This window comes from Intestinicryptomonas porci, assembly GCF_033971905.1.
GTDB classification, from domain to species: domain Bacteria; phylum Verrucomicrobiota; class Verrucomicrobiia; order Opitutales; family Intestinicryptomonadaceae; genus Intestinicryptomonas; species Intestinicryptomonas porci.
In genome coordinates, this window is the sequence record NZ_JALBUT010000002.1 from 92,295 (window position 1) to 114,957 (window position 22,663).

General features: G+C 47.2%; 18 protein-coding genes and 1 tRNA gene. 6 read left to right on the forward strand and 13 right to left on the reverse strand.

The annotated features are described in order from the left end of the window. Nucleotides 1-2 precede the first annotated feature (2 nt). Both MOX91_RS02185 and MOX91_RS02190 read right to left on the reverse strand, forming a co-directional pair. A complete protein-coding gene (locus MOX91_RS02185) occupies nucleotides 3-1,334 on the reverse strand; it encodes a sigma-54-dependent transcriptional regulator (protein WP_370396441.1) in 1,332 nt (443 codons plus the stop codon). A gap of 9 nt (nucleotides 1,335-1,343) precedes the next feature. Then, entirely contained in the window at nucleotides 1,344-1,874 is a 531-nt protein-coding gene (locus MOX91_RS02190; protein WP_370396442.1) for a L,D-transpeptidase family protein, read from the reverse strand. Here MOX91_RS02190 and MOX91_RS02195 point away from each other — a divergent pair. Beyond that, entirely contained in the window at nucleotides 1,873-2,871 is a 999-nt protein-coding gene (locus tag MOX91_RS02195; protein ID WP_370396443.1) for an aspartate-semialdehyde dehydrogenase, read from the forward strand. The genes MOX91_RS02190 and MOX91_RS02195 overlap by 2 nt on opposite strands. A 541-nt stretch (nucleotides 2,872-3,412) precedes the next feature. On the opposite strand, the gene MOX91_RS02200 is transcribed toward MOX91_RS02195, so the two are convergent. Next, nucleotides 3,413-6,532, reverse strand: a complete 3,120-nt coding sequence (locus MOX91_RS02200) for a glycoside hydrolase family 2 TIM barrel-domain containing protein (RefSeq protein WP_370396444.1) — start codon at nucleotides 6,530-6,532, stop codon at nucleotides 3,413-3,415. 171 nt (nucleotides 6,533-6,703) lie between these two features. Between MOX91_RS02200 and MOX91_RS02205 the strand changes: the two genes are divergently transcribed. The 3 genes from MOX91_RS02205 to galE are packed head-to-tail and all read left to right on the forward strand — an operon-like array spanning nucleotide 6,704 to nucleotide 10,926. Continuing rightward, on the forward strand, nucleotides 6,704-8,752 hold the full coding sequence (locus tag MOX91_RS02205; protein WP_370396445.1) for an SLC5 family protein: 2,049 nt from the start codon (nucleotides 6,704-6,706) through the stop codon (nucleotides 8,750-8,752). Nucleotides 8,753-8,761: 9 nt separating this feature from the next. Beyond that, nucleotides 8,762-9,916, forward strand: a complete 1,155-nt coding sequence (gene galK, locus MOX91_RS02210; protein WP_370396446.1) for a galactokinase — start codon at nucleotides 8,762-8,764, stop codon at nucleotides 9,914-9,916. A 23-nt stretch (nucleotides 9,917-9,939) separates the two neighbouring features. Beyond that, nucleotides 9,940-10,926, forward strand: coding sequence for a UDP-glucose 4-epimerase GalE (galE, locus tag MOX91_RS02215; RefSeq protein ID WP_370396447.1), 987 nt, complete (start codon nucleotides 9,940-9,942; stop codon nucleotides 10,924-10,926). Between the two features lie 16 nt (nucleotides 10,927-10,942). Here galE and MOX91_RS02220 read toward each other — a convergent pair whose 3' ends face one another. Continuing rightward, entirely contained in the window at nucleotides 10,943-12,013 is a 1,071-nt protein-coding gene (locus MOX91_RS02220; protein WP_370396448.1) for a LacI family DNA-binding transcriptional regulator, read from the reverse strand. A 25-nt stretch (nucleotides 12,014-12,038) separates the two neighbouring features. Then, on the reverse strand, nucleotides 12,039-13,547 hold the full coding sequence (gene araA / locus MOX91_RS02225) for an L-arabinose isomerase (RefSeq protein WP_370396449.1): 1,509 nt from the start codon (nucleotides 13,545-13,547) through the stop codon (nucleotides 12,039-12,041). 208 nt (nucleotides 13,548-13,755) lie between these two features. On the opposite strand from araA, the gene MOX91_RS02230 reads away from it, so the two are divergent. Both MOX91_RS02230 and MOX91_RS02235 read left to right on the forward strand, forming a co-directional pair. Next, on the forward strand, nucleotides 13,756-13,920 hold the full coding sequence (locus tag MOX91_RS02230; RefSeq protein WP_370396450.1) for a hypothetical protein: 165 nt from the start codon (nucleotides 13,756-13,758) through the stop codon (nucleotides 13,918-13,920). A gap of 92 nt (nucleotides 13,921-14,012) precedes the next feature. After that, nucleotides 14,013-14,189 carry a hypothetical protein gene (locus MOX91_RS02235; RefSeq protein WP_370396451.1) on the forward strand — a complete coding sequence of 59 codons (177 nt, stop codon included), beginning with the start codon at nucleotides 14,013-14,015 and terminating at the stop codon, nucleotides 14,187-14,189. A 246-nt stretch (nucleotides 14,190-14,435) separates the two neighbouring features. On the opposite strand, the gene MOX91_RS02240 is transcribed toward MOX91_RS02235, so the two are convergent. The 8 genes from MOX91_RS02240 to MOX91_RS02275 form a co-directional block, all read right to left on the reverse strand. Further along, nucleotides 14,436-14,510, reverse strand: a tRNA-Asn gene (locus tag MOX91_RS02240). A 163-nt stretch (nucleotides 14,511-14,673) separates the two neighbouring features. Beyond that, on the reverse strand, nucleotides 14,674-16,281 hold the full coding sequence (gene pyrG / locus MOX91_RS02245) for a CTP synthase (protein ID WP_370396452.1): 1,608 nt from the start codon (nucleotides 16,279-16,281) through the stop codon (nucleotides 14,674-14,676). Nucleotides 16,282-16,346: 65 nt separating this feature from the next. After that, the gene (gene dapF, locus MOX91_RS02250; RefSeq protein ID WP_370396453.1) at nucleotides 16,347-17,204 is read right to left on the reverse strand and encodes a diaminopimelate epimerase; all 858 of its coding nucleotides are present in this window, start codon (nucleotides 17,202-17,204) and stop codon (nucleotides 16,347-16,349) included. After that, nucleotides 17,201-18,439, reverse strand: coding sequence for an LL-diaminopimelate aminotransferase (locus tag MOX91_RS02255; protein WP_370396454.1), 1,239 nt, complete (start codon nucleotides 18,437-18,439; stop codon nucleotides 17,201-17,203). The genes dapF and MOX91_RS02255 overlap by 4 nt, the downstream gene beginning before the upstream one ends. Before the next feature lie 24 nt (nucleotides 18,440-18,463). Beyond that, nucleotides 18,464-20,578 carry a glutamine synthetase III family protein gene (locus MOX91_RS02260; protein WP_370396570.1) on the reverse strand — a complete coding sequence of 705 codons (2,115 nt, stop codon included), beginning with the start codon at nucleotides 20,576-20,578 and terminating at the stop codon, nucleotides 18,464-18,466. Between the two features lie 41 nt (nucleotides 20,579-20,619). Beyond that, the gene (locus tag MOX91_RS02265) at nucleotides 20,620-21,852 is read right to left on the reverse strand and encodes an ammonium transporter (RefSeq protein WP_370396571.1); all 1,233 of its coding nucleotides are present in this window, start codon (nucleotides 21,850-21,852) and stop codon (nucleotides 20,620-20,622) included. A 97-nt stretch (nucleotides 21,853-21,949) separates the two neighbouring features. Next, complete coding sequence (locus MOX91_RS02270; protein ID WP_370396455.1) at nucleotides 21,950-22,291, reverse strand: P-II family nitrogen regulator; 342 nt, start codon at nucleotides 22,289-22,291, stop codon at nucleotides 21,950-21,952. Further along, entirely contained in the window at nucleotides 22,288-22,569 is a 282-nt protein-coding gene (locus MOX91_RS02275) for a hypothetical protein (protein ID WP_370396456.1), read from the reverse strand. The genes MOX91_RS02270 and MOX91_RS02275 overlap by 4 nt, the downstream gene beginning before the upstream one ends. Nucleotides 22,570-22,663 lie beyond the last annotated feature (94 nt).

Genomic DNA, 22,663 nt, shown 5'->3' on the forward strand with positions numbered 1-22,663 from the left:
TTTCAGCTTTTCAGCTTGCGGTGGAGCGTTCTGCGGCTTATGCCCAAAAGTTCCGCCGCCTTGCTTTTGTTGCCGCCGCATTTTTCAACCGCTTTTTTTATGAGGGCAAGTTCGTTTTCTTTTTTGTCGAAAGTAAGAGGCGGCAAATCGTTTTCAATGGGGTTTTCGGTTTCGTAAAACCTTGCGTCGAGGGACTTTTCATCGATGATGTTTGAAGTGCGCAAAACCACCGCGTTTTCGCAGAAGTTGCGAAGCTCTCTTATGTTGCCAGGCCATTGGTAGTTTGAAAGTATTTCCATTGTCCTTGGCGATACGCTTACGTTTTCCGCGCCGTTTTCTTCGGCGTATTTTTTTATGTAGAAGTTCACAAGGGGCGCGATGTCTTCTTTGCGCTTTCGAAGCGGCGGAAGGCTTATTTCGACGACGTTAAGCCTGTAATACAAGTCTTCGCGGAAATCTCCCGTGGCGGACATGGCTTTTAAGTCGCGGTTTGTGGCGCACACAAGGCGTATGTCAAGCGGAGTTTCCTCCACCGCGCCAAGCCGCTCTATCTTTCGGGTTTCCAAAAATCTTAAAAGCTTTACTTGCGTGGGAGAGTCTATTTCTCCTATTTCATCCAAAAACAAAGTTCCTCCGTTTGCCGTTTCAAAGCGTCCCTCCTTGCGAATGGAAGCTCCCGTGAAAGCTCCCTTTTCATATCCGAAAAGTTCGCTTTCGATGAGGTTTGACGGGATTGCGGCGCAGTGGACGGGAACGAATTTTGCGTTTTTGCGCGGAGAATTTTTGTGGATAAATTCGGCGATAAGCTCTTTACCCGTGCCTGTTTCCCCTGTGAGCATGACTGTCGCTCTTGAAGAAGCGACGCGCAGAGCCTGCTCCAAAACTTTTTTCATTGCGCCGCTTTCCGCGATTATTTCTGAATTTGAAACGTTGATTTTCGATTTCTTTTCGGAAATGGGAGAGGAGTTGCCGGCGTTGCGCTTTTCGAGAGCGCGCGCTAAAATTGTTTCAAGGCGGTCTATGTCTATTGGTTTTGTCAGAAAATCGCTCGCTCCGTGTTTCATGGCTTCTACTGCCACGTCGATGTTGCCGTATGCGGTCATCATTATGCACGCGGGTTTGTTTGGCATACGGATTGCTTCGTCTATCAGGTTTAAGCCCGACTTGCCCGACATTCTGAGATCCGTTATTATTGCATCGAAATTTTGGGTTTGCATCAGGCGCAGGGCTTCGTCGGCGTTTGCGGCAGATGAAACATCGTAATTTTCAGACAAAGCCATTTGAAGCCCTTGGCGGGTATGCTTTTCGTCATCGACTACCAGAATTGATTGCATTAAATTCCTTTATTTTTCTATATACACAATAGAGCCGTCTTCGGTTTCGTCAAAAATTTTTTTAAGATTTTGAGAGCCTATCAGTATGCAGCCGTGGCTGTTGGGCGTGCCGATTTTGTCCTCTTGGTTTGTGCCGTGGATATAAACATAGCGCGAGTATGTGTCGAATTTGCCGCCGCTGTTCAAGCCTTCTTCAAGCCCTCTAAGGCGCATTATTCTGCCGAGTATAAGGTTTTTCTTTTTCTCTTCGTCAGTCTGTTCGGACAAGAGACCATCGGGTTTTCTTGCACGGAAAACCGTGTCAAGAGGCAATCCGTCCCCGATTTTGCCGTCGATTTTGTGAAGCCCCCAAGGAGTGCCGAGAGAACCCTCCACGCAAGACGGCGGATTGCGCGAAGTCGAAACGGGATATTCCGCAATTAGAGATTTTTCTTTAAAAAGATAAAGTTTTTGCTTGGCAATTTTTACAAAAATACAATGCTTTGTAGGTTTAACATTGTGTTTTGCACAAACTTTAAAAATTTCATCAATAATATCCATGTCAAAAAAGTATAGAGTTGGAATTGTTGGCGCAACGGGCGCCGTAGGTCAAGAACTTTTGGAGCTTCTCTTCAAGAGAAACTTTCCGATGAGCGAGCTTACCCTGCTTGCATCTTCCCGCTCCGCAGGCAAAACAGTGGAGTTTGAAGGCAACAAATTCGTAATCGAAGAAGCAAAGCCCGAAAGTTTTGAAAAACTCGACATTGCGATTTTCTCAGCGGGCGGCACTCCGTCAAAACTTCTCGTTCCCGAAGCCGCGAAGAGGGGTTGCATTGCAATCGACAATTCTTCCGCGTTCCGCATGGATCCGAATGTGCCTTTGGTTGTTCCCGAAGTCAATCCCGAAGCGATTAAGACGCATAAAAACATCATAGCAAACCCGAATTGCACGACCGCAATTTCACTGATGGCTCTCTGCCCTTTACACAGGGAGTTCGGCTTAAAGAGGTTCTTTGCCGCGACTTACCAGGCGGTTTCAGGCACGGGCGCAGCCGCTTTGCAGGAGCTTGATAACCAAGTTAAGCAGTACGCGAAAGGCGAAGAAATCACTTCAAAAGTTTATCCGTATCAAATCGCATTCAACGCCCTTCCGCATATCGATGTCTTCCAAGACAACGGCTACACGAAAGAGGAAATGAAGATGCTAAATGAAAGCCGCAAGATTTTGGGGCTTCCGAGCCTCGTATGCTCCACGACCTGCGTAAGAATACCCGTAATGCGCGCGCACAGCGTCGCAATTAACGCGGAGTTTGAAAAGCCCGTCAGCGTCGAGCGCGCGCGCGAAGTGATTTCGCAGTTTTCGGGCGCGGAACTAAACGACGATGTCGCAAACTTGAAGTATCCGATGCCGCTTTTCTACCAGCGCAAGGTTAAGTGCGGCGTTGGCAGGATAAGGAAGGACTTGGCGTTTGAAAACGGTCTGTCTTTCTGGGTTGCGGGCGACCAGCTTTGGAAGGGTGCGGCACTTAACGCAGTCCAAATTGCCGAACTTCTATAACGCGTAATATTGCGGCTTATACTCCGCTTTACGAAAAATAACTGCAGTAGTCACGTACTTCTATGTACGCTCCTACCGCAGTTTTTTTGTAAATGCTCGTCTAAGCCGTAATCTTACGCGTTATAGGAAAGCCGAATGTTTTTTTGCGAAAATAAATATTGTATATTGCGTTTCTCCGCTTTACGAAAAATAACTGCAGTAGTCATGTACTTCTATGTACGCTCTTACCGCAGTTTTTTTGTAAATGCTCGTCTAAGCCGCAATCTTACGCGTTATAGGAAAGCCGAATGTTTTTTTGCGAAAATAAATATTGTATATTGCGTTTCTCCGCTTTACGAAAAATAATTGCAGTAGTTGCGTGCTTCAATGTACGTCCTACCGCAGTTTTTTTGTGTCTCGTTTAAGCCGCAGTCTTGCGTGTTATATGAAATGCCTAATGTTTTGTGAAAATTTAATGATTCTTCGGTAATAAAAAACATCTTTGTTTCAATAAAAAAGGCTGTCTAAAAAATCAGACAGCCTTTTGTGAGTGCAGGTTATTTCAATCTATCGGCCCGTCCATTAAGAGGTCGTGGGTCGAGGCTTTTTCAGCCGACGCTTCGCCTCTTTGCGTTGCAAGTCCCAAAATTCTAAGGACGCTTTTTATCAGCAGGTTGGACTGGTTCGATTTAAGCTTATAGTTTAAAGACGATATAACGAGCCTGCCTTTTTTTAGATTTTTTTCAAACAAGACTGCGCCTTGCGGCTTTTGCAGGCGTTCGTATAGGATTGTCTGGGCGCACTTTCGCATTTCGGGAGCGTCAAAGAGCGACCAGTCGATATTTGACGGCACAAAGGCGGTTTTAGCTCCTTTTAAAATATCGCCTGAAATTATTTGTTTAAAGATTTTGCGCTCTTCAAAATTTCCCGACTGCGGTTCTGAAAAGTAGAGGTCGAACAAATTAAAGCAATTTGCAATTTCGCTCTTTCCTTTGTCCATTGCAGTTCCCGTATGTTTCACAACTTCGATTTTATCTTCAAAAAATTCTTTTGCGCTTTCGCTTAAATCTTTTTCAGCGACCATAAAAAGCATTACTGCGTCCTTATTTCTTGCAAACGTATTTGATGAGATTTTCTTTAAAATTTGCGTCTCTTCTTTTGTGAGGTTTTCGGCATCGACAATTACAAAGGGCAGTTTGTCGTTTTTAAAGTTTAAGATTGCGCCCCTTCTTCTTAATGCTTTTGCCAAGTCGGAATTTTCATTTCCGACAAAGAATGCTTCGGTGAACTTCGCGGGCGGCAGAGTCTTTGCGTTTTGAGGGTGCTTGAACGCCTGCGGATTTAATATTTTTTGCATTTTGACTTCCGCAAATTCGCAAGGCTCGTTTTTGATTGCGGCTTTCAACGCCTTGTAGTGGGCGAGGGGGCGCATAAACGGCAATGACTTGTCTATTGCGGGATTTATCGTGAAAATGTACGGCGGTATGCGCTCAAACTGGTATCCCGGTTTACCCTCTATGTATGCTTTTTTCGGGAAAACCCCGTCTCGCAAATTCGGAAGCCTTGAAAAGTCGTTATATCCGTATGGTAGATGCTCTATGCCGAACCAGCAGACTTCGGACGGCGAAAAATAGGCAAGATGGGGAATTGCGACCTCTTTCACAGCCCTGTACAGGTCGCCCGCAAGAGCCTTGTTGCGCCCTGCATAAGACGAGAAAACTTCGTCGCCCCAATACTTGTAAACGCGGCTTGGGTTGCCGTAGTATGTCGCTCCGAATTCACCTACAACCATTGGTTTAGGGGCATTTAGATTTTTCTTTGCTTCAAGCACTCCGCCTGATATGTCGCCGTCGCCGAAATGCCTGCTCCATACGGGAAGACTGCCCGAAAGGTCTCTGTCGCCATCTATTGTTATGAAGGGGCGCGTCGGGTCGAGTGTTTGCGGGACTTTTGCAAGGTTTGCAAGTTTTTCTTCCCAAAGCTTTTTATCTTCTTCAAGCTTGGCAAAGTCAGTTTTGTACTGTTTGTAGTCTTGCAAGTCTTCCTGCTTTACCTTCTTTTCGTCTTTTATTCTGCCGAATTTTTCAAAGTTCTTGACCTGCAAGTGCGGCAGGCTCATTGCAAACATTTCATTGCCGACGCTCCAGCCCAGAACCGAAGGATTATTTCGGTAGCGTTTCACGAGGCGTTTTATTTGCTCTTCGGTTCTAATCCAAGTTTCGTCCACTGTGAGGTTCGGGCGTATTGAAGAGCCGAAAAGCCCGCTTTCTGCAAGCACCATAAGCCCCATTTCGTCAGCCATGTCGTAGTAGCATTTGTGCCATGGCTGTGCGTGCGGGCGGACGGCGTTGCCACCGAACGACTTTATCATCTGGTACCAGCCGTATATAAATCTTCGCGAGCAGGTATAGGGCCCGAACGGGTGTTGGAGGTCTCCGAAGGCTTTGATTTTTTCACCGTTTAGGAGGATATTGAAGCCGGAAATCGAAAATTCGCGCCAGCCGAAGCGCGTGTATTTTATGTCGAGGTTTTCTTTCGCGCTTTTGATTTTTACGAGGGCTGCGTAGAGGTTTGGCTCGTTTAAAGACCATAGTTTCAGGGCGTCTTTGGGCGATGTCGAAAGAGTTATTTTGGCGGTTTTGCCCGCTTTTACGGAAATTTTTTGCGGAGAAATCTTTAAAGACGGATTTTTTGCAAGCGACCATTTCGGTTCGGGGGCGTTAAGCACCGTTTCAAGTCTTTTGCCGAGAGGCTTTCCGTCGTCCAAATTTAGCGCGTTTGATTTTTTCAAGTCCTGCGTCGCGCCGTTTAGCCATTCGTTTATGTCAGCAAAAACAAGCCCTTCAAAATCCTTTTTCGACGAATTCTTCACGGAGACTTCGATTTCAAGAATTCCCTTCGATACCAATGGCTTAACGAACACTTCTTCAACAAAAACTTCTGGTTTTGCAATTAGAAATACGTCCTGCCATATCCCGATTAAGTCGTCGGTGTTTGAGCCGGCGGGATATGTCGCGTTCATTTTGTATTTCGGGTGGTGCTTGTCGAAAAGTTTTGAGTGGCGTATCCCGATTAGAATTTCATTTTTTCCGATTTTTGCCGCGTCTGTTATGTCGCATTCAAAGCCGAGGTGCTGGTCGAAGTGCGAGCCGACGGGCTTAGAGTTTACGAATACTTGAGCCTGCCCTGCAATGGCGTCGAAATGTAAAAACAGCCTTTTGCCGCGGAAGTTTTCGGGAATGTCGATTTCTTTTTTGAGCCACCCCATGCGGGCGTCGCACCAAGAGTCTGGATAGCTTGGGAAATATACCGAGCTTGGCGCGTAGGGCAGGTTTGTACCTTCGCCCGTTTTGTTGCCGCCTCCCCATTTGTTGACGTTCCAAGGCGACGGGATTTTTATCTTCACGCTTTCCCATTTGTCGGGGGCGGGCTTTTCAAGTTCGGGGGGAGTTCCGTTTCCGAATTTAAAGCCGTTCGGTATTTTGACGGGCTGAAACTGCCAGTATCCGTTAAGGCATATTTCATCCCTGAAAGATTTTTCGCAAGGTGCCAAAATTCCTTCCGAAGGAGAAAAGTCGCGGTCAAATTCCGCGGCTGCAAAACTTGACGATGCCGACGCAAACAGCATTGGCGCAAGTATGGATTTTTTTAATGCGGCAATGATTCTTTCTTTTAAAGGCATAATTTAAGGCTAAGTGTCGCAATCTTGCTTGTCAATTTTAAACTTTGTTTCAAAATTTTAAATAGAAAATAAAAAACTTTACAATCGGGCGGAAAAATTGTTTCTTTATTCATTCCCGAGCCGATATTTATCGGGGGAATGTACTACCAAATTTAAAACGGAAAATAAATTATGTTGTTCAGCAATCTTGATATAGCAATTTTCATAGGTTTTGTCGCGCTCGTTTTGTTTGTCGGGCTTTATATGGGCAGGAGCAAGTCGGGCGAAAACGCGGAGGGATATTTTTTGGCGGGCAGGGGGCTTTCGTGGTGGCTCATAGGCTTTTCGCTCATTGCCGCAAATATTTCAACAGAGCAGTTCGTCGGCATGAGCGGGAGCGCGGCGGGTCCCGCGGGTCTTGCCATTGCAAGCTATGAATGGATGGCGGCGATAACTTTGGTTTTTGTGGCGTTTTTCTTTTTGCCGAAATTCTTAAAAAGCGGAATATATACAATGCCGCAATTTTTGGAGCACCGCTTCGACACGTTTTCGCGCACGGTGATGTCGCTAATGATGGTTGTTGTGCTTGTTGCCGTCAATGTGACGGGCGTTATTTATTCGGGCGCGATTACTGCTTCAACAATGTTTGCGGGGCACACGTTTTTCGGAATGCCGATGGACGTTTCGTTTTTTGCCTGGGCGATAGGCATTGTGGCGGCGGTTTACGTTTTTGTGGGGGGATTGAAAGCCTGCGCTTGGGCTGATTTAATTCAAGGGGCGGCTTTGATTGCGGGCGGAGCGATTATAGCCTATCTTGCTTTTGACGCCATGGGCGCGCTGGAAGTTTCAAAAATCGCGCACACGGCGGGAACTGACGCCCTCAAAAACATTACGGACGCTTCAAGCGGCATTGAAAAATTTTCGGCGGCGAACGCCGACAAGCTCACAATGTTTTTGCCCGCCGACAACAGCGAAGTTCCGTGGACTGCTCTTATTATCGGGCTTTGGATTCCGAATTTCTATTATTGGGGCTTGAACCAGTACATAATGCAGCGCACTCTCGGCGCGTCGAGCTTGGCGGAAGGGCAGAAGGGCATAATGTTTGCGGCGTTTATGAAAATTTTGATTCCGTTTTTAATCGTGTTTCCGGGGCTTATCGCATTTAATTTGTATGCCGACAAAATGGCGGGTTATGCCTCGTCTGACGTAAAAATACAGGCGTCAAACGCAAACGCGGTAATGCTTGCGTACGCGGGAGAGCATTTTGCCAAATACAAAAATTTTGAAGAAATTCCCGCAGGCGAGCTTGAAAGCGCGGAAAACTTAATCTCAAAATCTTCAGCGGTAAACGGCAAGGCGGTTGTAAGCATTGGCGAAATCCAAAAGGAGTTCAGGCAGTATTTTGATTTGAGAAACGCCGATGCCTTGAAGAACATCCGCTATTCCTACGACATGGCATGGGCAAAACAAAACCCCGATTTGCGCAGGCTTGTTGACGGATGGAACGAGTCGATGTTTCAAAAAAATCCGGAACTTAAAAATCCGAATTTGAAAAGCCAGCTCTTGGGCGAAGTCAAAACGCGCCAGCTTGTCGGGTATAAATACGACACTGCTTTCGGGCTTCTCTTAAAGGATTTGGTTCCGCCGAACGGGCTTACGGGCTTTATTTTTGCGGCACTTCTCGGCGCGGTCATAAGCTCTCTCGCCTCAATGCTTAACGCGGCTTCCACGATATTTACGATAGACATTTTCAAGCGTTTTGTGAAAAAAGACGCCTCCGACAAGGTTCAGGTGCTTGCGGGCAGATTGTGCGTGGCGGTGTTTGCGGTCGCGGGATGCATAATCGCGCCGTTTTTGAACAGCCCCGCTTTCGGCAACATCTTTACTTACATACAGGAGTTTCAGGGCTTTCTTTCGCCCGGGATTTTGGCGGTATTTTTGTTCGGTCTCTTTTCCAAGAAAGCACCGCGCTTTGCGGGCGCAGTCGGCATCATTGCAAGCCCCGTGATTTACGGCATTCTTAAACTATGCCTGCCCGAAGTCGCGTTCCTTAACAGAATGGCGATAACTTTCGTTCTCATACTTTTGATTATGATGCTTATGACGCTTGTAAAGCCGCTTAAACAGGAAGTCGAAATGCCCGTGAACGAAAAGATAAACATCGAGCACTCGAAGTCGGTTTACATAATGGGCGCGGCGGTGCTCGTGATTACAACGTCATTGTATGTTTATTTCAGCTGAGGAAATTTTATGGTGGAAATAACGGCCATTGAAAAGTTTAAAAAGTTTTTCGGCACAGAGCCGCAAGTTGTCGCGGTCGCTCCCGGAAGAATTGAATTTGTCGGCAACCACACCGATTATAACGGCGGTTTTGTGATGGGGGTTGCCATTGATAGAAACATAGCCGTTTCTGTCTCAAAAAGAAGCGACTGCAAAATATGTTTTGCCAACTCTTCCACGGGGGAGAAGGTGAGCCTTGACATGGGCGCAATAACGCCTTTGCCGCGTTCTTTAAACTGGGTGAATTATCCGCTTGGCGTTTTCAAGTTTTTGCTTGAAGCGGGGCTTAAAGCGGACTGCGGTTTCGATTTTACGGACGCGAGCGATTTGCCAAAGGGCGCGGGCGTGAGTTCGAGCGCGGCGATAGAAATGGCGTCTTGCTATGCCTTATCAAAGCTTTATGGCTTTCATATTTCAAAAAAGCAGGCGGTGGCAATCGGAAGAAAAAGCGAAAACAATTTTGTGGGAATGCCTTGCGGAATTTTAGACCAGGGTGTTTCCTGTTTCGGAAAGAAAAATTCCGTCGTTTTTATCGACTGCAAGACAGAGGAATATGAAATTTTGCCACTTGCCCCTGACTGCAAATTTTATCTTTTTAATTCCACGAAAAAGCACGCTTTGGTTGACGGTCTTTACGCGGCAAGGCACAAGGAATGCCTTGAAGCCGCAAAAATCCTGTCCGAGGGCGGCAAGGAGCGCATGCTGCGCGATTTTAAGATGCGCGATTTGAACGCAAAAAAAGACAAGATGGGCGAGGCCGTCTATAAGCGCGCGCGCCACGTCATAGAAGAAAACGAAAGGGTGCTTCTTGCAAAGGAGTGTATGAGGGTTGGCGACATGGCGTCTTTGGGCAAGATTTTGTTTGCTTCCCACGAAAGCTCAAAAAAACTCTTTGAAAACTCGTGCGCCGAGCTTGACGAGCTTGTAGATTTGTTGAAGCTCCAAAAAAATGTTTACGGGGCGCGGTTGAGCGGCGGCGGTTTCGGCGGGGCTGTAATGGCTCTTGTTTCCGAAGATTTTACGGAAGCGCAGGCGGAGGAAGTCTCAAGGGGGTACGAGCAAAAGTTTGGCGCAAGGCCGAAAATTTTTGAGTGTTTCGCGGGAGACGGCGCGAGAAATTTTTAACAAATTTTAAAAGGAAAGACCATATGAAAGTTCTTGTAATCGGCGGGGCGGGGTATATCGGAAGCCATTGCGTGAGGCAGCTAATCGAAGCGGGGCATGAGCCTGTTGTTTTGGATAATTTGTCTTACGGGCACAGGCAGGCTCTCGGCAAATCCGTCAAGTTTTACTTGGGGGATTTGGCTGATAAAAACCTTGTGGGCAAAATTTTGGACGGGGAAAAAATCGACATTGTAATGCACTTTGCGGCGTTCATAAATGTTGGAGAGTCGGTTTTAGAGCCGATAAAATACTACAAAAACAATCTTTCGGGCGTCATATCGCTAATCGAAACGATGATAGAACATAATGTCAAAAAGTTCGTATTTTCTTCGACTTGCGCGACGTTCGGAATACCGAAGTCTCTGCCGATAGTCGAAGACTTGCCCCAAAATCCTATAAACCCATACGGACAGACAAAGCTTGACGTAGAGCATTTCCTGCAAAACTGCGCGAGGGCGTACGGCTTGAATGCTGTTGCGTTCCGCTATTTTAACGCGAGCGGGGCGGCGGAGGACGGTTCGATAGGCGAGGACCACTCTCCCGAAAGCCATCTGATACCTCTTGCCATTTATGCCGCGATGGGGAAGCGTCCCGCACTTAAAATTTTCGGCTCCGACTACAACACTCCCGACGGAACGTGCTTGCGCGACTATGTGCATGTGGACGATTTAAGCAGGGCGCATATCGCCTCTTTCAAGCTCCTTGAAGGAAGCGGAAAGTTCCTGCACTACAACTTGGGCACGGGCACGCCTAATTCGGTTTTGGAGATAATACGGGGCGTCGAAAAAGTCAGTGGCTTGAAAGTTCCGCACGAGTTCGCCCCGCGGAGAGAGGGAGACCCCGACGCCTTGTATGCGGACTCGTCAAAAGCCAAAAAAGAGCTTGGCTGGCGCGTAAAATACGCGAATGTGGAAGACATAATACGCACTGCTTGCAAATGGCATTTTGCGCATCCGAACGGGTTTGAATAAAACTTAAAAAGAGCCTTTAACGGCTCTTTTTTTTGGAAGTTTTGTTTCTGTTTAAAATAGTTTCAGATTCGACCCATTCGGGGCTTATCAAAGAAGCGGTGATGTTTATGTTGAAGTCGGTGTTTGGAGAATAGAGTATTTGCGAAAGCCTTTCGATTGCCGCTTCCCCAGCGATGTCGTTTCGCTGGTTCATTCCCGCCCATTTCCCCTGGTGCGTCCTTCTTTCAAGCTGGATAAGCCCGAGATCCTGCGGGACTTTCAGCCCCATGTCGTCAACCCATTTTTCGACGGAGTTATAAAGGCAGATGATTGCGTTAGGCTTGTTTTTCTTGAACCATTTTTTGAAGACTTCGATGTCTTCGTTGGCTTCCTTGACGTCGAAAAACGGCTCTATGCGGTTTTCTTTCGGCATTTGCAATTGCGCCCTCAAAAAGCCTCCCGTAAACCTGCCTTCGATTAGGTCGTCAATTCTTCTTTCAAGAACCAAGGCGGGGCGGTCGTAGCCGTATTCAAGGGCTTTCAGCGTGGCTTTGTAGGCAATCAGAAAGTGGTCGGCGATTGTGAAATTCAAAGTCGGGTTGTATGTTCTTACGCCCGTAATGACAAACTTAAACGAGCTCCAAACTTCCTTGTATCTCTGCGGCAGGAGGTTTGTGTCCATAAGTCCCGTTATGACGCCTCCGCGTATGCCGCGCTGTTTCATTATTCTTGCGAGCTTGCGCCCGTTTAAATCCTTGTCGTAAAGCCAAAATTCGTTGATGGCAAATCCTTCGCGCTTTGCCGCCTTGCGTATCCCCTCGACATAGCAGGGGATTGTCGGGTGCTCCTTAAAGGCGTTCGGGTTTTTGTTTGCGTTTATGAGCGCGATTGTTTCACGGTACTTGTTTGCGCCGTGCTTTTTTATTTCCGACATGAATTTGGAGAACGTCATGTTCTTTTCGTATCCCAAATTTTTGGCGGCTTTTAGAATTTTGCTTTTTGTTTTGGGGGAAATGGACGGAGAATCCCTCAGCGCGAGCGAAACCGTGTTTTTTGAAACGCCGCAAGCTTTTGCGACATCGTTCATCGAAACTTGATTTCCGTCCATGAGAGATTCTCTTTCCGTATGAATTTTACATGAGGGCCTTGTTTAGCATGTAATAGATTTCGTTTATGCGCATGTCCTTTTTAAAGGAATCTATCGTGGTGTTTTCATCTATTACAAGCACCTCAATATTTACCATTTCAGCATAGTCTTGCAACTGTTCGATTGTCAAGTCATAAGAGAAGCTTGTATGGTGCGTGCCGCCCGCCAAAATCCACGCCGCGGCTCCGACTTCGAAATTCGGGCGCGGTATCCAAAGCGCGCTTGCAACGGGGAGCATCGGAAGCTTTTGGCTTTTTATGCAGTCAACCTTGTTTACTATCATTCTGAAACGGTTGCCCATGTCAACGATTGTGGCGGCAACGCCTTCGCCCTGTTTCGAGGTGAACACGAGGCGCGCGGGGTCCGACTTGCCGCCAATTCCGAGCGGATGCACTTCCAACTTCGGCTTTTCCTCCGAAATAAGCGGGCATACTTCAAGCATATGCGCCTGCAATATCGCGCTTTTTTCGCCGTCGAAATTCAGGGTGTAGTCTTCGAGGAAAGAACAGCCCTTGGTAAGACCCTTGCCCATGACCCACATCGTTCTGAAAAGCGCGGCGGTTTTCCAGTCGCCTTCCGCTCCGAAGCCGAAGCCGTCCGCCATGAGCCTCTGGCTTGCGAGCCCCGGAAGCTGGTCAATTCCTTCGAGGTCGTCAAAGTTTGTCGTAAACGCCTTGGCTCCCATGTCGGAAAGAAGCCTGCGAAGGGCGATTTCTATTAAAGCCGCGTTTTTGACCTGCTTGACAAAATGTTCGTTTTTCAAGTCTTCGCCTTTTATGGTGTACGACTTTTTGTATTCTTCAAACAGGCTTTCGACTTCTTCTTTTGAAACTTTGTCCTGATAGCGTTTCAGAACCGCGATGGGGCAGTAATCGACATGGTAGCCGAGCCTTAATTCTGCTTCAACCTTGTCGCCGTCCGTCACAGCCACATTGTTCATTTGGTCGCCGAAGCGTATTATGCGCATGTCTTGCGCGTCGAGCCATGCGGCGGCAACGCGCATCCAAGAGGCGATTTTTTTCTGCGTTTTTTCGTCCTGCCAATGCCCGACAATCACCTTGCGCGGCTTGCGCATTCTGGAAGTGATATGCCCGAATTCCCTGTCGCCGTGCGCAGACTGGTTTAAGTTCATGAAATCCATGTCGATTTTGTCGAAAGGAATTTCCTTGTTGAACTGCGTATGGAAGTGCAAAAGCGGCTTTCTGAATTCCTGCAAGCCGTGAATCCACATCTTTGCGGGGGAAAAAGTATGCATCCATGTGATTACGCCCGCGCACTTTGCGTCATTGTTCGCCGCCTTGAAAATTTCCAACACTTCCTTTGAAGAGTTGGCGGTTCCCTTGTAAACCACGTTCATTGGCAGAATGCCCGAATTATTCAAGCCTTTCACCATTTCGTTTGAATGCTTGTCAACCGCAATTACGGCGTCTCCGCCGTAGAGGAGCTGCGCGCCCGTTATAAACCAGATTTCATTTTCGTTAAATATTTTTTCCATAAATATTTTATCGCAGTTAAAATAATTTTATGAACCAATTTAAACTCTTCTGCGCGGGGCTTGCGACTTATTATTATATTACAGTAATATGGCAAGCGGCAAAAAAAGCGGGGAATGCCCGCTTTTTTGTTTGGTCTCAAAAGACTTTGCAAAATCATTAAAAAATAAATTAAAACTATGAACTTATTTTATTTAGTATATTAAAAATATGATAAATAAGTTAATGAAAATATTGTCGATATTGGGGCTGGCTTTATCGCCATTATTATTGATTGCAGATGACTGCAAGCCATGCGAAGAAGGGGAGCCAAATTGCGGCGGCAATCCCGTCGGGGACAGAAACTTGTTAAAGAGCTATTGCAAAAGCTATTAAAAATTTTAGAGAATATTGTGGTGTCCAAAATGATATTATAAATCTACAAGATGTAAAATCAACAGACATTAACGCTTGTATTTGTGAATAATATGAGACTTTTAATTTCGATATTCGTATTTTTTAGCTGTTTGCCTTTAATTTCCTCTGCAAAAGAAGTCGATGTTGAAGGGCTTTTTTCGCAGATGTCGGAACTTAGATTAGATATTCAGAAATTCAAAATTCCGCAAAATCAAAAAATAGAAAACAGGCTTAAAAATGCCAAATAAATGTTATATCAAGATGCGGTATGATATATATTTTTTATCATTGCTATATTTTTATACGGCTTTTCTTACGGAGAGCTGATGCGGAAAGGAAATGCTGTCAGTTCGGATTTTTAATTTTTGCGGACGCATGGTTTGAACGCAAACTCATATTTCTTCAAAATTACTATACCACAACCTTTCGGATTGCCCCCCTCCCCAAAAAAAACAGCCGCACTTCTAAAAAAGAAATACGGCTGTTTTTTTAACTGGCTGCTCGGGCTGGGATCGAACCAGCGACCAAGTGATTAACAGTCACCTGCTCTACCGCTGAGCTACCGAGCACCGTTAAAAAATTAAGATGCCATTAAGGCTTTTTTTTATCGATTTGTCAAATAAAAAAATATTTTTTTGCAAATATTTTTTTTCGATTTCTTTATTCCTTATCAGATGGTTTCTTGCGAAATTTTCCGAAGGCATTTTAAAGAGCTTTGTGTTTAAACCGCTTTTATTTTTGCGAATTTTTGCTTCTTTTAAGCGCGTTTTTTATGAAGGCGCAGAAAAGCGGATGCGGGCGAGACGGCTTTGACTTGAATTCAGGGTGGAATTGCGCCCCGAGCATCCACGGGTGCCCCTTAACTTCGACTATTTCCACGAGGTTGCGCTTGGGGTTTATTCCCGCAATTTCAAGTCCTGCGTTTTGAAGGGCATCGCGGTAGTCGTTGTTGAATTCGTAGCGGTGGCGGTGGCGTTCGCTTATTGTTTCGGTATTGTATGCCGCATGTGCCTTTGAGCCTTCCGCAAGGGAGCATTCATACGCTCCGAGCCGCATTGTCGCCCCCAAATCGACGCCAATTTGGTCGTCCATTATTTTTATAACGGGATGTTTTGTTTCAGCGTTAAATTCGAGGCTGTTTGCGTCTGAAAATCCGAGTACGCTGCGCGCGTATTCTATTACAAGTATTTGCATTCCGAGGCAAATCCCGAAGTATGGCACTCCGTTTTCCCTCGCGAACTTTGCCGCGGCGATTTTTCCTTCTATGCCGCGGTTCCCGAAGCCTCCCGGTATCAATATTCCGTCAACGTCTTCCAAATATTTTTTTGCCCCGAATTTTTCGATGTTTTCGGAATCGACGCGGATGATTTTCACTTTGCAGTCGTTGCCTATGCCCGCGTGCGTCAGGGCTTCGTAAATGGATTTATAGGCGTCTTGCAAATTGATGTATTTGCCGACGACCGCAATGCGGCATTCGCCTACGGAAGGCTGTATGAGCTTGCGGGCGATTTCGCGCCAGCCTGACATGTCGCTTGGTTTTGATTTCAAGCCGAGCTTTTGCGCGACGAGTTCGTCCATGCCTTCTTCCGACAATGTGAGCGGAAGCTCGTATATGGAATGCTTTACGTCGGCTTCTTCGATGACTGCCTTTGGCTCGACGTTGCAGAACATTGAAAGCTTTTGGCGCATGCCTTCGTCCATCGGGTGTTCTGTGCGGCATACGAGGATGTCGGGCTGTATGCCGATTTCGCGCAGTTTTGCGACGCTCTGCTGGGAGGGTTTCGTTTTAAGCTCTCCTGCCGCCTTTAAATAGGGCAGGAGCGTGACATGGATAAAGAGCGTGTTTTCTTTGCCGACTTCAAGCGAAAACTGGCGCAGAGCTTCCAAAAACGGCAGGCTTTCGATGTCTCCGACCGTACCGCCGATTTCGGTGATTACCACATCTGCTTCGTTTTCATCGGCGTAAATGTGGCGTTTGATTTCATTTGTGACATGGGGAATGATTTGCACCGTTTTTCCCTGGAATTCCCCGCGCCTTTCGCGCTGTATTATGGTTTCAAAAACCCTTCCCGACGTAAGGTTGTTTGCGCGGGAAAGCGGCGAATGGGTAAATCTTTCGTAATGCCCCAAATCGAGGTCGGTTTCCGCACCGTCATCGAGAACGTAAACTTCGCCGTGCTGGAACGGGCTCATCGTTCCGGGGTCAACATTCAAATATGGGTCGAACTTTTGTATTTTAACCCGCAAATCGCGGGTTTCGAGAAGTGCTCCGAGAGCCGCGGATGTCAACCCCTTGCCCAAAGACGATACAACGCCGCCGGTGATAAAAATATACTTCATAACGGGAAATTTTTTAAATCATTTATGGGCAATGCTTGGCAAGCTTTTTTTTGCGTTGCGTCCGTTCATTGGGGCAATTTTTGCAAAATCACGTCGTTTGACATCTCGTAAACGCCGACTTTTACAACGCTTCCGCTCATGGTAATGGAAAAATCAGGCGCAATTTCTATGAAAATTTCACCGCCCGGCATATGCACGGTGATTTTTTCATCTACAAGCCCCAGTTTTCTGGCGACTGCCGCCGCCGCGCTCGAACTTGAACCTGAGGCGAGGGTATAGCCTGCGCCGCGCTCCCAAATTTCGATTTTTATGTTTTGGCGGTCGATTACTTCCAAAAACTGGACGTTTGTCCTGTTGGGGAAGAGCGAAGTCATGTTTTCCAAAATCGGTCCGAGTGTATGGGCGATTTGCGGGGTCGCTTTTTCCATCGGCAGTACGCAGTGCGGATTGCCGATTGTGGCGGCGCAGAATTTGTAGGTTTTGCCGTTTATTTCGACATCGCAGTTCACTGCTTCTTCGCAGTCTTTGAGAATGGGAATTTTTTTGCAGTCGAAGCTTACTTTGCCCATTTCGACTTTTATGAAATTGCCGTTCTTTAAAACCGTGGACTTCACCACGCCTCCGAGCGTCTCCACCGTAAATTCGTGGTTTTCTTCGACTTTTTTTGTGTCGAAGAGATAGCGCGAAAAAATGCGGAGTCCGTTGCCGCTTTTTTCGGCTTCGCTTGCGTCGGGGTTGAAAATTCTAAGTTTGAAATCGGCAACTTCGCTCTTTTCAGGTCCGAACAAAATGCCGTCGCTTCCCAAGCCGAAGTTACGGTGGCATATCTTAACAATGTCTTCGTTTGAAGGGACGTTTGGGCAGTCGTTCGGATCCAAGACCAAATAGTCGTTGCCGAGCGCGTGATACTTTGAAAATTTCATATTTGAAAGGTGTATTCTTTTAGTCTGTTTTTGATTTCGTTTACGATTTTAATTTCGTCCTCGGGCGTTGGCGCGGAGAATGTCACTGAGAACCTGACATGCGCGCCCGCGTCGTCCCACGGCACGGAGCTTATCAGGTTTTCGGTTATGAGCCATTCTGAAAAATCTTCGGCATTTTTAAATTCCCTCACAGTTCCGCTTTTTGAAACCGCGGCTTTCGGGGCTTTGACATACAGGAAAAATCCCGCTTTTGGCTTTTTTGCATCGAAGCCGAGTTCGGACAGGGCGGATATTAAAATATCCATTCTCCGCGAGTATTTTTTTGCGATTTGCCTTGTGATGTCGGGATTGCCAAGAGCTGTTGCGGCGGCTTCCTGAATTGCCAGAAACTGTCCCGAATCGGTATTGTCTTTGACGTCGGCATAAGCCTTTACAAGGAGGGGATTTCCGCATACCCAGCCGATTCTCCAGCCTGTCATGTTGTGGCTTTTGGAGAGCGAGTGGAGTTCTAAGGCGACGTCTTTTGCGCCTTCGATTTGCAGTATTGAAAGTGGCTTTTCGTCAAACGCAAGCGAAGAGTATGCCGCGTCCGAAATAATGATAATCTCGTTTTTCTTTGCGAAATCCACAAGTTCGCGGTAAAAGCTTTCAGTCGCGCTTGCGCCTGTGGGATTGTTCGGATAATTTATGACAAACACTTTTGCGCGCTTTAATACATCGCTTGGAATATCGCTTAGCTTTGGCAGAAAATTGTTTTCGGGCAGAAGTTTGAGATTGAACACTTCGCCCCCCAGATATTTTGCGTGCGTGCCGAAAATGGGATAGCCCGGGACTGTCATTATAACGACGTCCTTCGGATTTATGAAGCAACTTGGCAGAATTGACAGAGCCGCTTTTGAGCCGATGGAGTGGACGATTTCCCTTTCCGCGTCAAGCTCCACATTGAAGACGCTTTTCATGTAGTTTTTGACGGCGGTTTTAAATAGAATGCCGCCATTGTCGGCATAGCCCCTGTTTGACGGTTTTTTTGCCGCCTCGCAAAGGGCGTCCACAACTTCCTTGAATGCCATGGCGTCGGGTTCGCCGACCCCCATGTCGATTAGCTCGACATCGGGGTGGGCGAGCATTGCGGACCTCTTTGCGCGCTTGATTTTTTCAAACTTGTAAATTTCGGTCGCTTTGCCGTAGTTGACGCCTCCGATTCTTTCAGCAAACAGATTTTGTAAAAAGTCCATTTTTTTTAAAAATCGGGATTTGGTTTAATAAACGAAAAGCATTTCGCAATACTTTGGAAGCGTCCAAAGTTCGTTGCTTACTTCGCCTTCGACTTCATCGGCAACTTTGCGCAATTCTGCCATTGTTTCGATAATCTTCGGCAGCTTTTCAGCCTTCTTGATTTGCGTTTCGAGATTGTCGGAAATTTCTATGAGGGAATTTAAGCGTGCGGAGATTTTTGCAGCGTACGCCGCCGCCTTCGACTTCTTTGTGCCTCCCAGCATTTTTTCCGTTTCAAGCGCGCCGCCAAGCTCCTTCAAATACGCCGCAACCGCAGGGATTATGTGGGTGCGGGCAAGCTTTAATGAAAGTCCCGCTTCAATGCCGATTTTGCGTTCGTATTCTTCGAGGAAGATTTCGTGGCGCGAAAGCATTTCAGCACGGTTAAAGACGCCGTACTTTTCAAAGAGCGCGATGTTCTTTGCTTCGGTGAGCGGCTTTATGGCTTCGGGAGTTGTGCGCAAATTCGGCAGTCCGCGCTTTGCCGCTTCCTTCTTCCATTCGTCGCCGTAGTTGTTGCCGTTGAATATGATTTTCTTGTGCTTCTTTATGATGGAAGAAAGCATCTTTTGCAATTCCGCGTGGAAATCGGCATTCTTTGGCAGATTTTCAAGCGCGGTTGCGATTTCGTCGAAGGCTTCTGCAACTGCGGTGTTGAGGACAATGTTCGGGCTTGCGCAGGATTGCGATGAGCCTGCCGCACGGAACTCGAATTTGTTGCCTGTGAACGCGAACGGGCTTGTGCGGTTTCTGTCCGTCGCGTCGCAGGGGAGCTCGGGAAGAATGTCCGCGCCGATTTTGATTGTCTTGCCGTGCTTGCTTGTCTTTGCCTGACCTTTTTCGATTTGCTCGACGATGTCTGCGAGCTGTTCGCCAAGGTACATCGAAATGATGGCTGGCGGAGCTTCGTTTGCACCGAGACGGTGGTCGTTGCCCGCCCCCGCGATTGCCGAGCGCAGGAGATCCGCGTGCTTGTCAACAGCTTGGATTACCGCGCAAAGGGACGTCAAAAATATCGCGTTTTGGTGCGGGTCGTTGCCGGGATTTAACAGGTTGATGTCGCCCACCGATATGGACCAGTTGTTGTGCTTGCCCGAGCCGTTTACGCCCGCGAAAGGCTTTTCGTGCAAGAGGCATGCAAAGTTGTGCTTTTCGGCAATGCGCTTCAAGGCGTCCATTATGAGCATGTTGTGGTCAACTGCCAAATTGACTTCCTCGAAAATCGGCGCGACTTCAAACTGCGCGGGCGCGACTTCGTTATGGCGCGTCTTTGCGGGAATGCCGAGCCTCCAAAGCTCGCGATCGAGATCCGCCATGAATGCGAGAATGCGCGGCTTGATTGCGCCGAAATAGTGGTCTTCAAGCTGCTGGTGGCGTTGCGGGGGCGCGCCGAACAAAGTTCTGCCTGTTTGCATCAAGTCTGGGCGTTGCACATAAAATCTTCTGTCAATCAAGAAGTATTCTTGTTCCGCACCGAGCGTAACTTTCGCGCCGCCTTCAAAGTCCTTGTCAAAGCACTTCAAAAGCCTTTTTGCCTGCGCGCTCAAAACTTGCATCGAGCGCAAGAGAGGGGTTTTCTTGTCGAGAACTTCTCCCGTGTACGAGCAGAAAGCCGTCGGAATGTAGAGGGTTGCGACGCCGTTTGCCCTCTTTATGAAAGCGGGGGAGGATGGGTCCCATGCGGTGTAGCCGCGCGCTTCCGCAGTCGAGCGCAAGCCCCCCGAGGGGAAGCTTGACGCGTCGGGTTCGCCCATAATCAGGTTCTTGCCTGAAAATCTTGCGATTACATTGCCGTTTGCGCATGTTTCGAGGAATGAATCGTGCTTTTCGGCAGTCGCGCCCGTAAGAGGCATAAACCAGTGGGTGTAGTGGGTTGCGCCGCGTTCCATCGCCCACGTTTTCATTGCGTGGGCAACATCGTCGGATATGGAGGAGTCGAGAGCCTTGCCCGTCTCCATTGTTTCGCGCAGCTTCTTGAATACGGGCTTGGGGAGGTATTCGGACATCGTGTTGATGCCGAATACGTCGCAGCCGAATTCTTCGATGAAGTTGCCGCCTTCTTCTATTTCTGGAGTATTGGTGTCGGCAATCTCCGCCATTGCAATTCTTCTTGCGTTCATATTTTTTCCTTCTCTAAAAGTTATTCGTTAATGAAAATCTGAAATCCGTTGTAGGCTTCCATTGCGTGTTCGGAGATGTCAAGCCCCTTCAATTCTTCGTTCTTGCTTACTCTCAAACCTATGGTCTTCTTGATTGCGTAGAATATTATGAAGCTTGAAGAAAGGCTTGCCGCCGCAACCGCAACCACGCCGATTACCTGCGGAAGGAGAGCGTGGTCAGGCGAGAATATGCCGACTGCCAATGTTCCCCATACGCCGCAAACCAAGTGCACTGAAAGCGCGCCGACAGGGTCGTCTATACGGATTCTGTCAAAGAAGTAAACGCTGAACACAACAACCACGCCCGATACTATACCGATTATGCAGGAAGAGGGGATTGACACGCAGTCCGCGCCCGCCGTAATGCCTACCAGCCCCGCAAGGCAACCGTTAAGCATCATTGAAAGGTCGGGCTTCTTCTGCACTGCCCAAGATGCGAGCATTGCCGCAACCAAGCCTGCCGCCGCGGAAAGCGAAGTCGTTGTGAATACATAAGCTACCATGACAGGGTCTGCCGAGAAAACCGAAGCTCCGTTAAATCCGAACCATCCGAACCAGAGCAGGAACACGCCGAGTGTTGCAAAGCCCAAGTTGCTGCCGGGCATCGCCTTTGAATGACCGTTTACATACTTTCCGATTCTGGGTCCGAGAAGCATTGCGCCCATCAGAGCCGCCCAGCCGCCGACAGAATGCACGAAAGTCGAGCCTGCCAAGTCATAGAAGCCTATGCTTGAAAGCCAGCCGCCGCCCCAGCCCCACGAGCCTATGATTGTATATGCCAAGCTTGCGTAAATTACTGCAAATATCAGGTATGCACCAAACTTGATTCTTTCTGCAACCGCGCCCGAAACAATCGTAACGCAAGTCGCGGCGAACATTCCCTGGAAGATAAAGTCTGTCCAGTAGCCGTATTTGCCGCCGTTATAGGCAATCGCGCCCGATATGCCTTCGGGGCTTGAAATCCCAAATCCCGAAAAGCCCAAGACCTTGCCGAGCGTCCAAGATTCGCCAGGATACATCAGGCTGAACCCGATAATCGAATAGGTCAAAAGCCCGATTGCGACGGTTATCATGTTTTTTGCCAGAATGTTTACGCTGTTTTTTGCACGGCACAAGCCTGTTTCAACAAGCGCAAATCCCGGGTGCATTGAAAAAACCAGAATTGCGCCAAGCAGAATCCAGAGATTGTTGATTGTGAACATTTCCTCCGACACCTTTACAGTTTCTTCCGCCGCTTCAACGCTGCTTACCGCAACAAGTGCAAGGAATGACAATAAATACTTTAAGTTCATTTTGTTTTTCCGTTAAATGTTAACCGATTGCATCGCGTCCCGTTTCTCTTGTTCTTACGCGAATACATTCTTCGATGTTTAATATGAAAATTTTTCCGTCTCCTATGTGGTCGGTTTTCGCCCCTTTTATGATGGCGTCAACCGTTTGATCGAGGAACTCGTCATTTACGGCGATTTCAAGGCGGACTTTTTTGAGAAGATTTACTTCTCTTTCGCTTCCGCGGTAGTTTTCGCTGTATCCCTTCTGCCTTCCGCAGCCGAGAGCGTTAGTTACGGAGAGCCTGAACACTTCGCTCTTGACGAGTTCTTCCTTTACGTCGCCAAGCTGTTCGGGCTTGATGTATGCTATTATTAGTTTCATCTCTTTTTACAGGGTTGATAACTTTTTGTAGCACAAACCATACCAATAACTGCAATTATGTATTTAAAATTTGTAAAATTGCCAAAAATCGGCGTTGCTCGCCCTTTATAAACACAAGATTTTTTAGTTTTTGAAAAAAATTTTTCAGAAATACAAAAATCAATTTGTTGCAAAAATGTATTCCTTGGCGCAAACAAATTTGTAGTTTTTTCATTTTTGGCACTGACAAATTTGTTGGTTGCGTTTTTGTATTGATTGCTCAAATCGGAAATGAACAAAAATGTATGTTTGCAAAATGTTTGTTTTCAATATGTTGCGTGCAAAATTTTGTATTTTTTTAAAAGTTGGCATAAAATCTGCTACAAAAAAGTA

Excerpts from the sequence above, each read along its gene's own strand:
- MOX91_RS02185 (WP_370396441.1), bottom strand. The coding sequence starts at position 1,334 with ATGCAATCAATTCTGGTAGTCGATGACGAAAAGCATACCCGCCAAGGG.
- MOX91_RS02195 (WP_370396443.1), top strand. The coding sequence starts at position 1,873 with ATGTCAAAAAAGTATAGAGTTGGAATTGTTGGCGCAACGGGCGCCGTA.
- MOX91_RS02190 (WP_370396442.1), bottom strand. The coding sequence starts at position 1,874 with ATGGATATTATTGATGAAATTTTTAAAGTTTGTGCAAAACACAATGTT.
- MOX91_RS02200 (WP_370396444.1), bottom strand. The coding sequence starts at position 6,532 with ATGCCTTTAAAAGAAAGAATCATTGCCGCATTAAAAAAATCCATACTT.
- MOX91_RS02205 (WP_370396445.1), top strand. The coding sequence starts at position 6,704 with ATGTTGTTCAGCAATCTTGATATAGCAATTTTCATAGGTTTTGTCGCG.
- galK (WP_370396446.1), top strand. The coding sequence starts at position 8,762 with ATGGTGGAAATAACGGCCATTGAAAAGTTTAAAAAGTTTTTCGGCACA.
- galE (WP_370396447.1), top strand. The coding sequence starts at position 9,940 with ATGAAAGTTCTTGTAATCGGCGGGGCGGGGTATATCGGAAGCCATTGC.
- MOX91_RS02220 (WP_370396448.1), bottom strand. The coding sequence starts at position 12,013 with ATGGACGGAAATCAAGTTTCGATGAACGATGTCGCAAAAGCTTGCGGC.
- araA (WP_370396449.1), bottom strand. The coding sequence starts at position 13,547 with ATGGAAAAAATATTTAACGAAAATGAAATCTGGTTTATAACGGGCGCG.
- MOX91_RS02230 (WP_370396450.1), top strand. The coding sequence starts at position 13,756 with ATGATAAATAAGTTAATGAAAATATTGTCGATATTGGGGCTGGCTTTA.
- MOX91_RS02235 (WP_370396451.1), top strand. The coding sequence starts at position 14,013 with ATGAGACTTTTAATTTCGATATTCGTATTTTTTAGCTGTTTGCCTTTA.
- pyrG (WP_370396452.1), bottom strand. The coding sequence starts at position 16,281 with ATGAAGTATATTTTTATCACCGGCGGCGTTGTATCGTCTTTGGGCAAG.
- dapF (WP_370396453.1), bottom strand. The coding sequence starts at position 17,204 with ATGAAATTTTCAAAGTATCACGCGCTCGGCAACGACTATTTGGTCTTG.
- MOX91_RS02255 (WP_370396454.1), bottom strand. The coding sequence starts at position 18,439 with ATGGACTTTTTACAAAATCTGTTTGCTGAAAGAATCGGAGGCGTCAAC.
- MOX91_RS02260 (WP_370396570.1), bottom strand. The coding sequence starts at position 20,578 with ATGGCGGAGATTGCCGACACCAATACTCCAGAAATAGAAGAAGGCGGC.
- MOX91_RS02270 (WP_370396455.1), bottom strand. The coding sequence starts at position 22,291 with ATGAAACTAATAATAGCATACATCAAGCCCGAACAGCTTGGCGACGTA.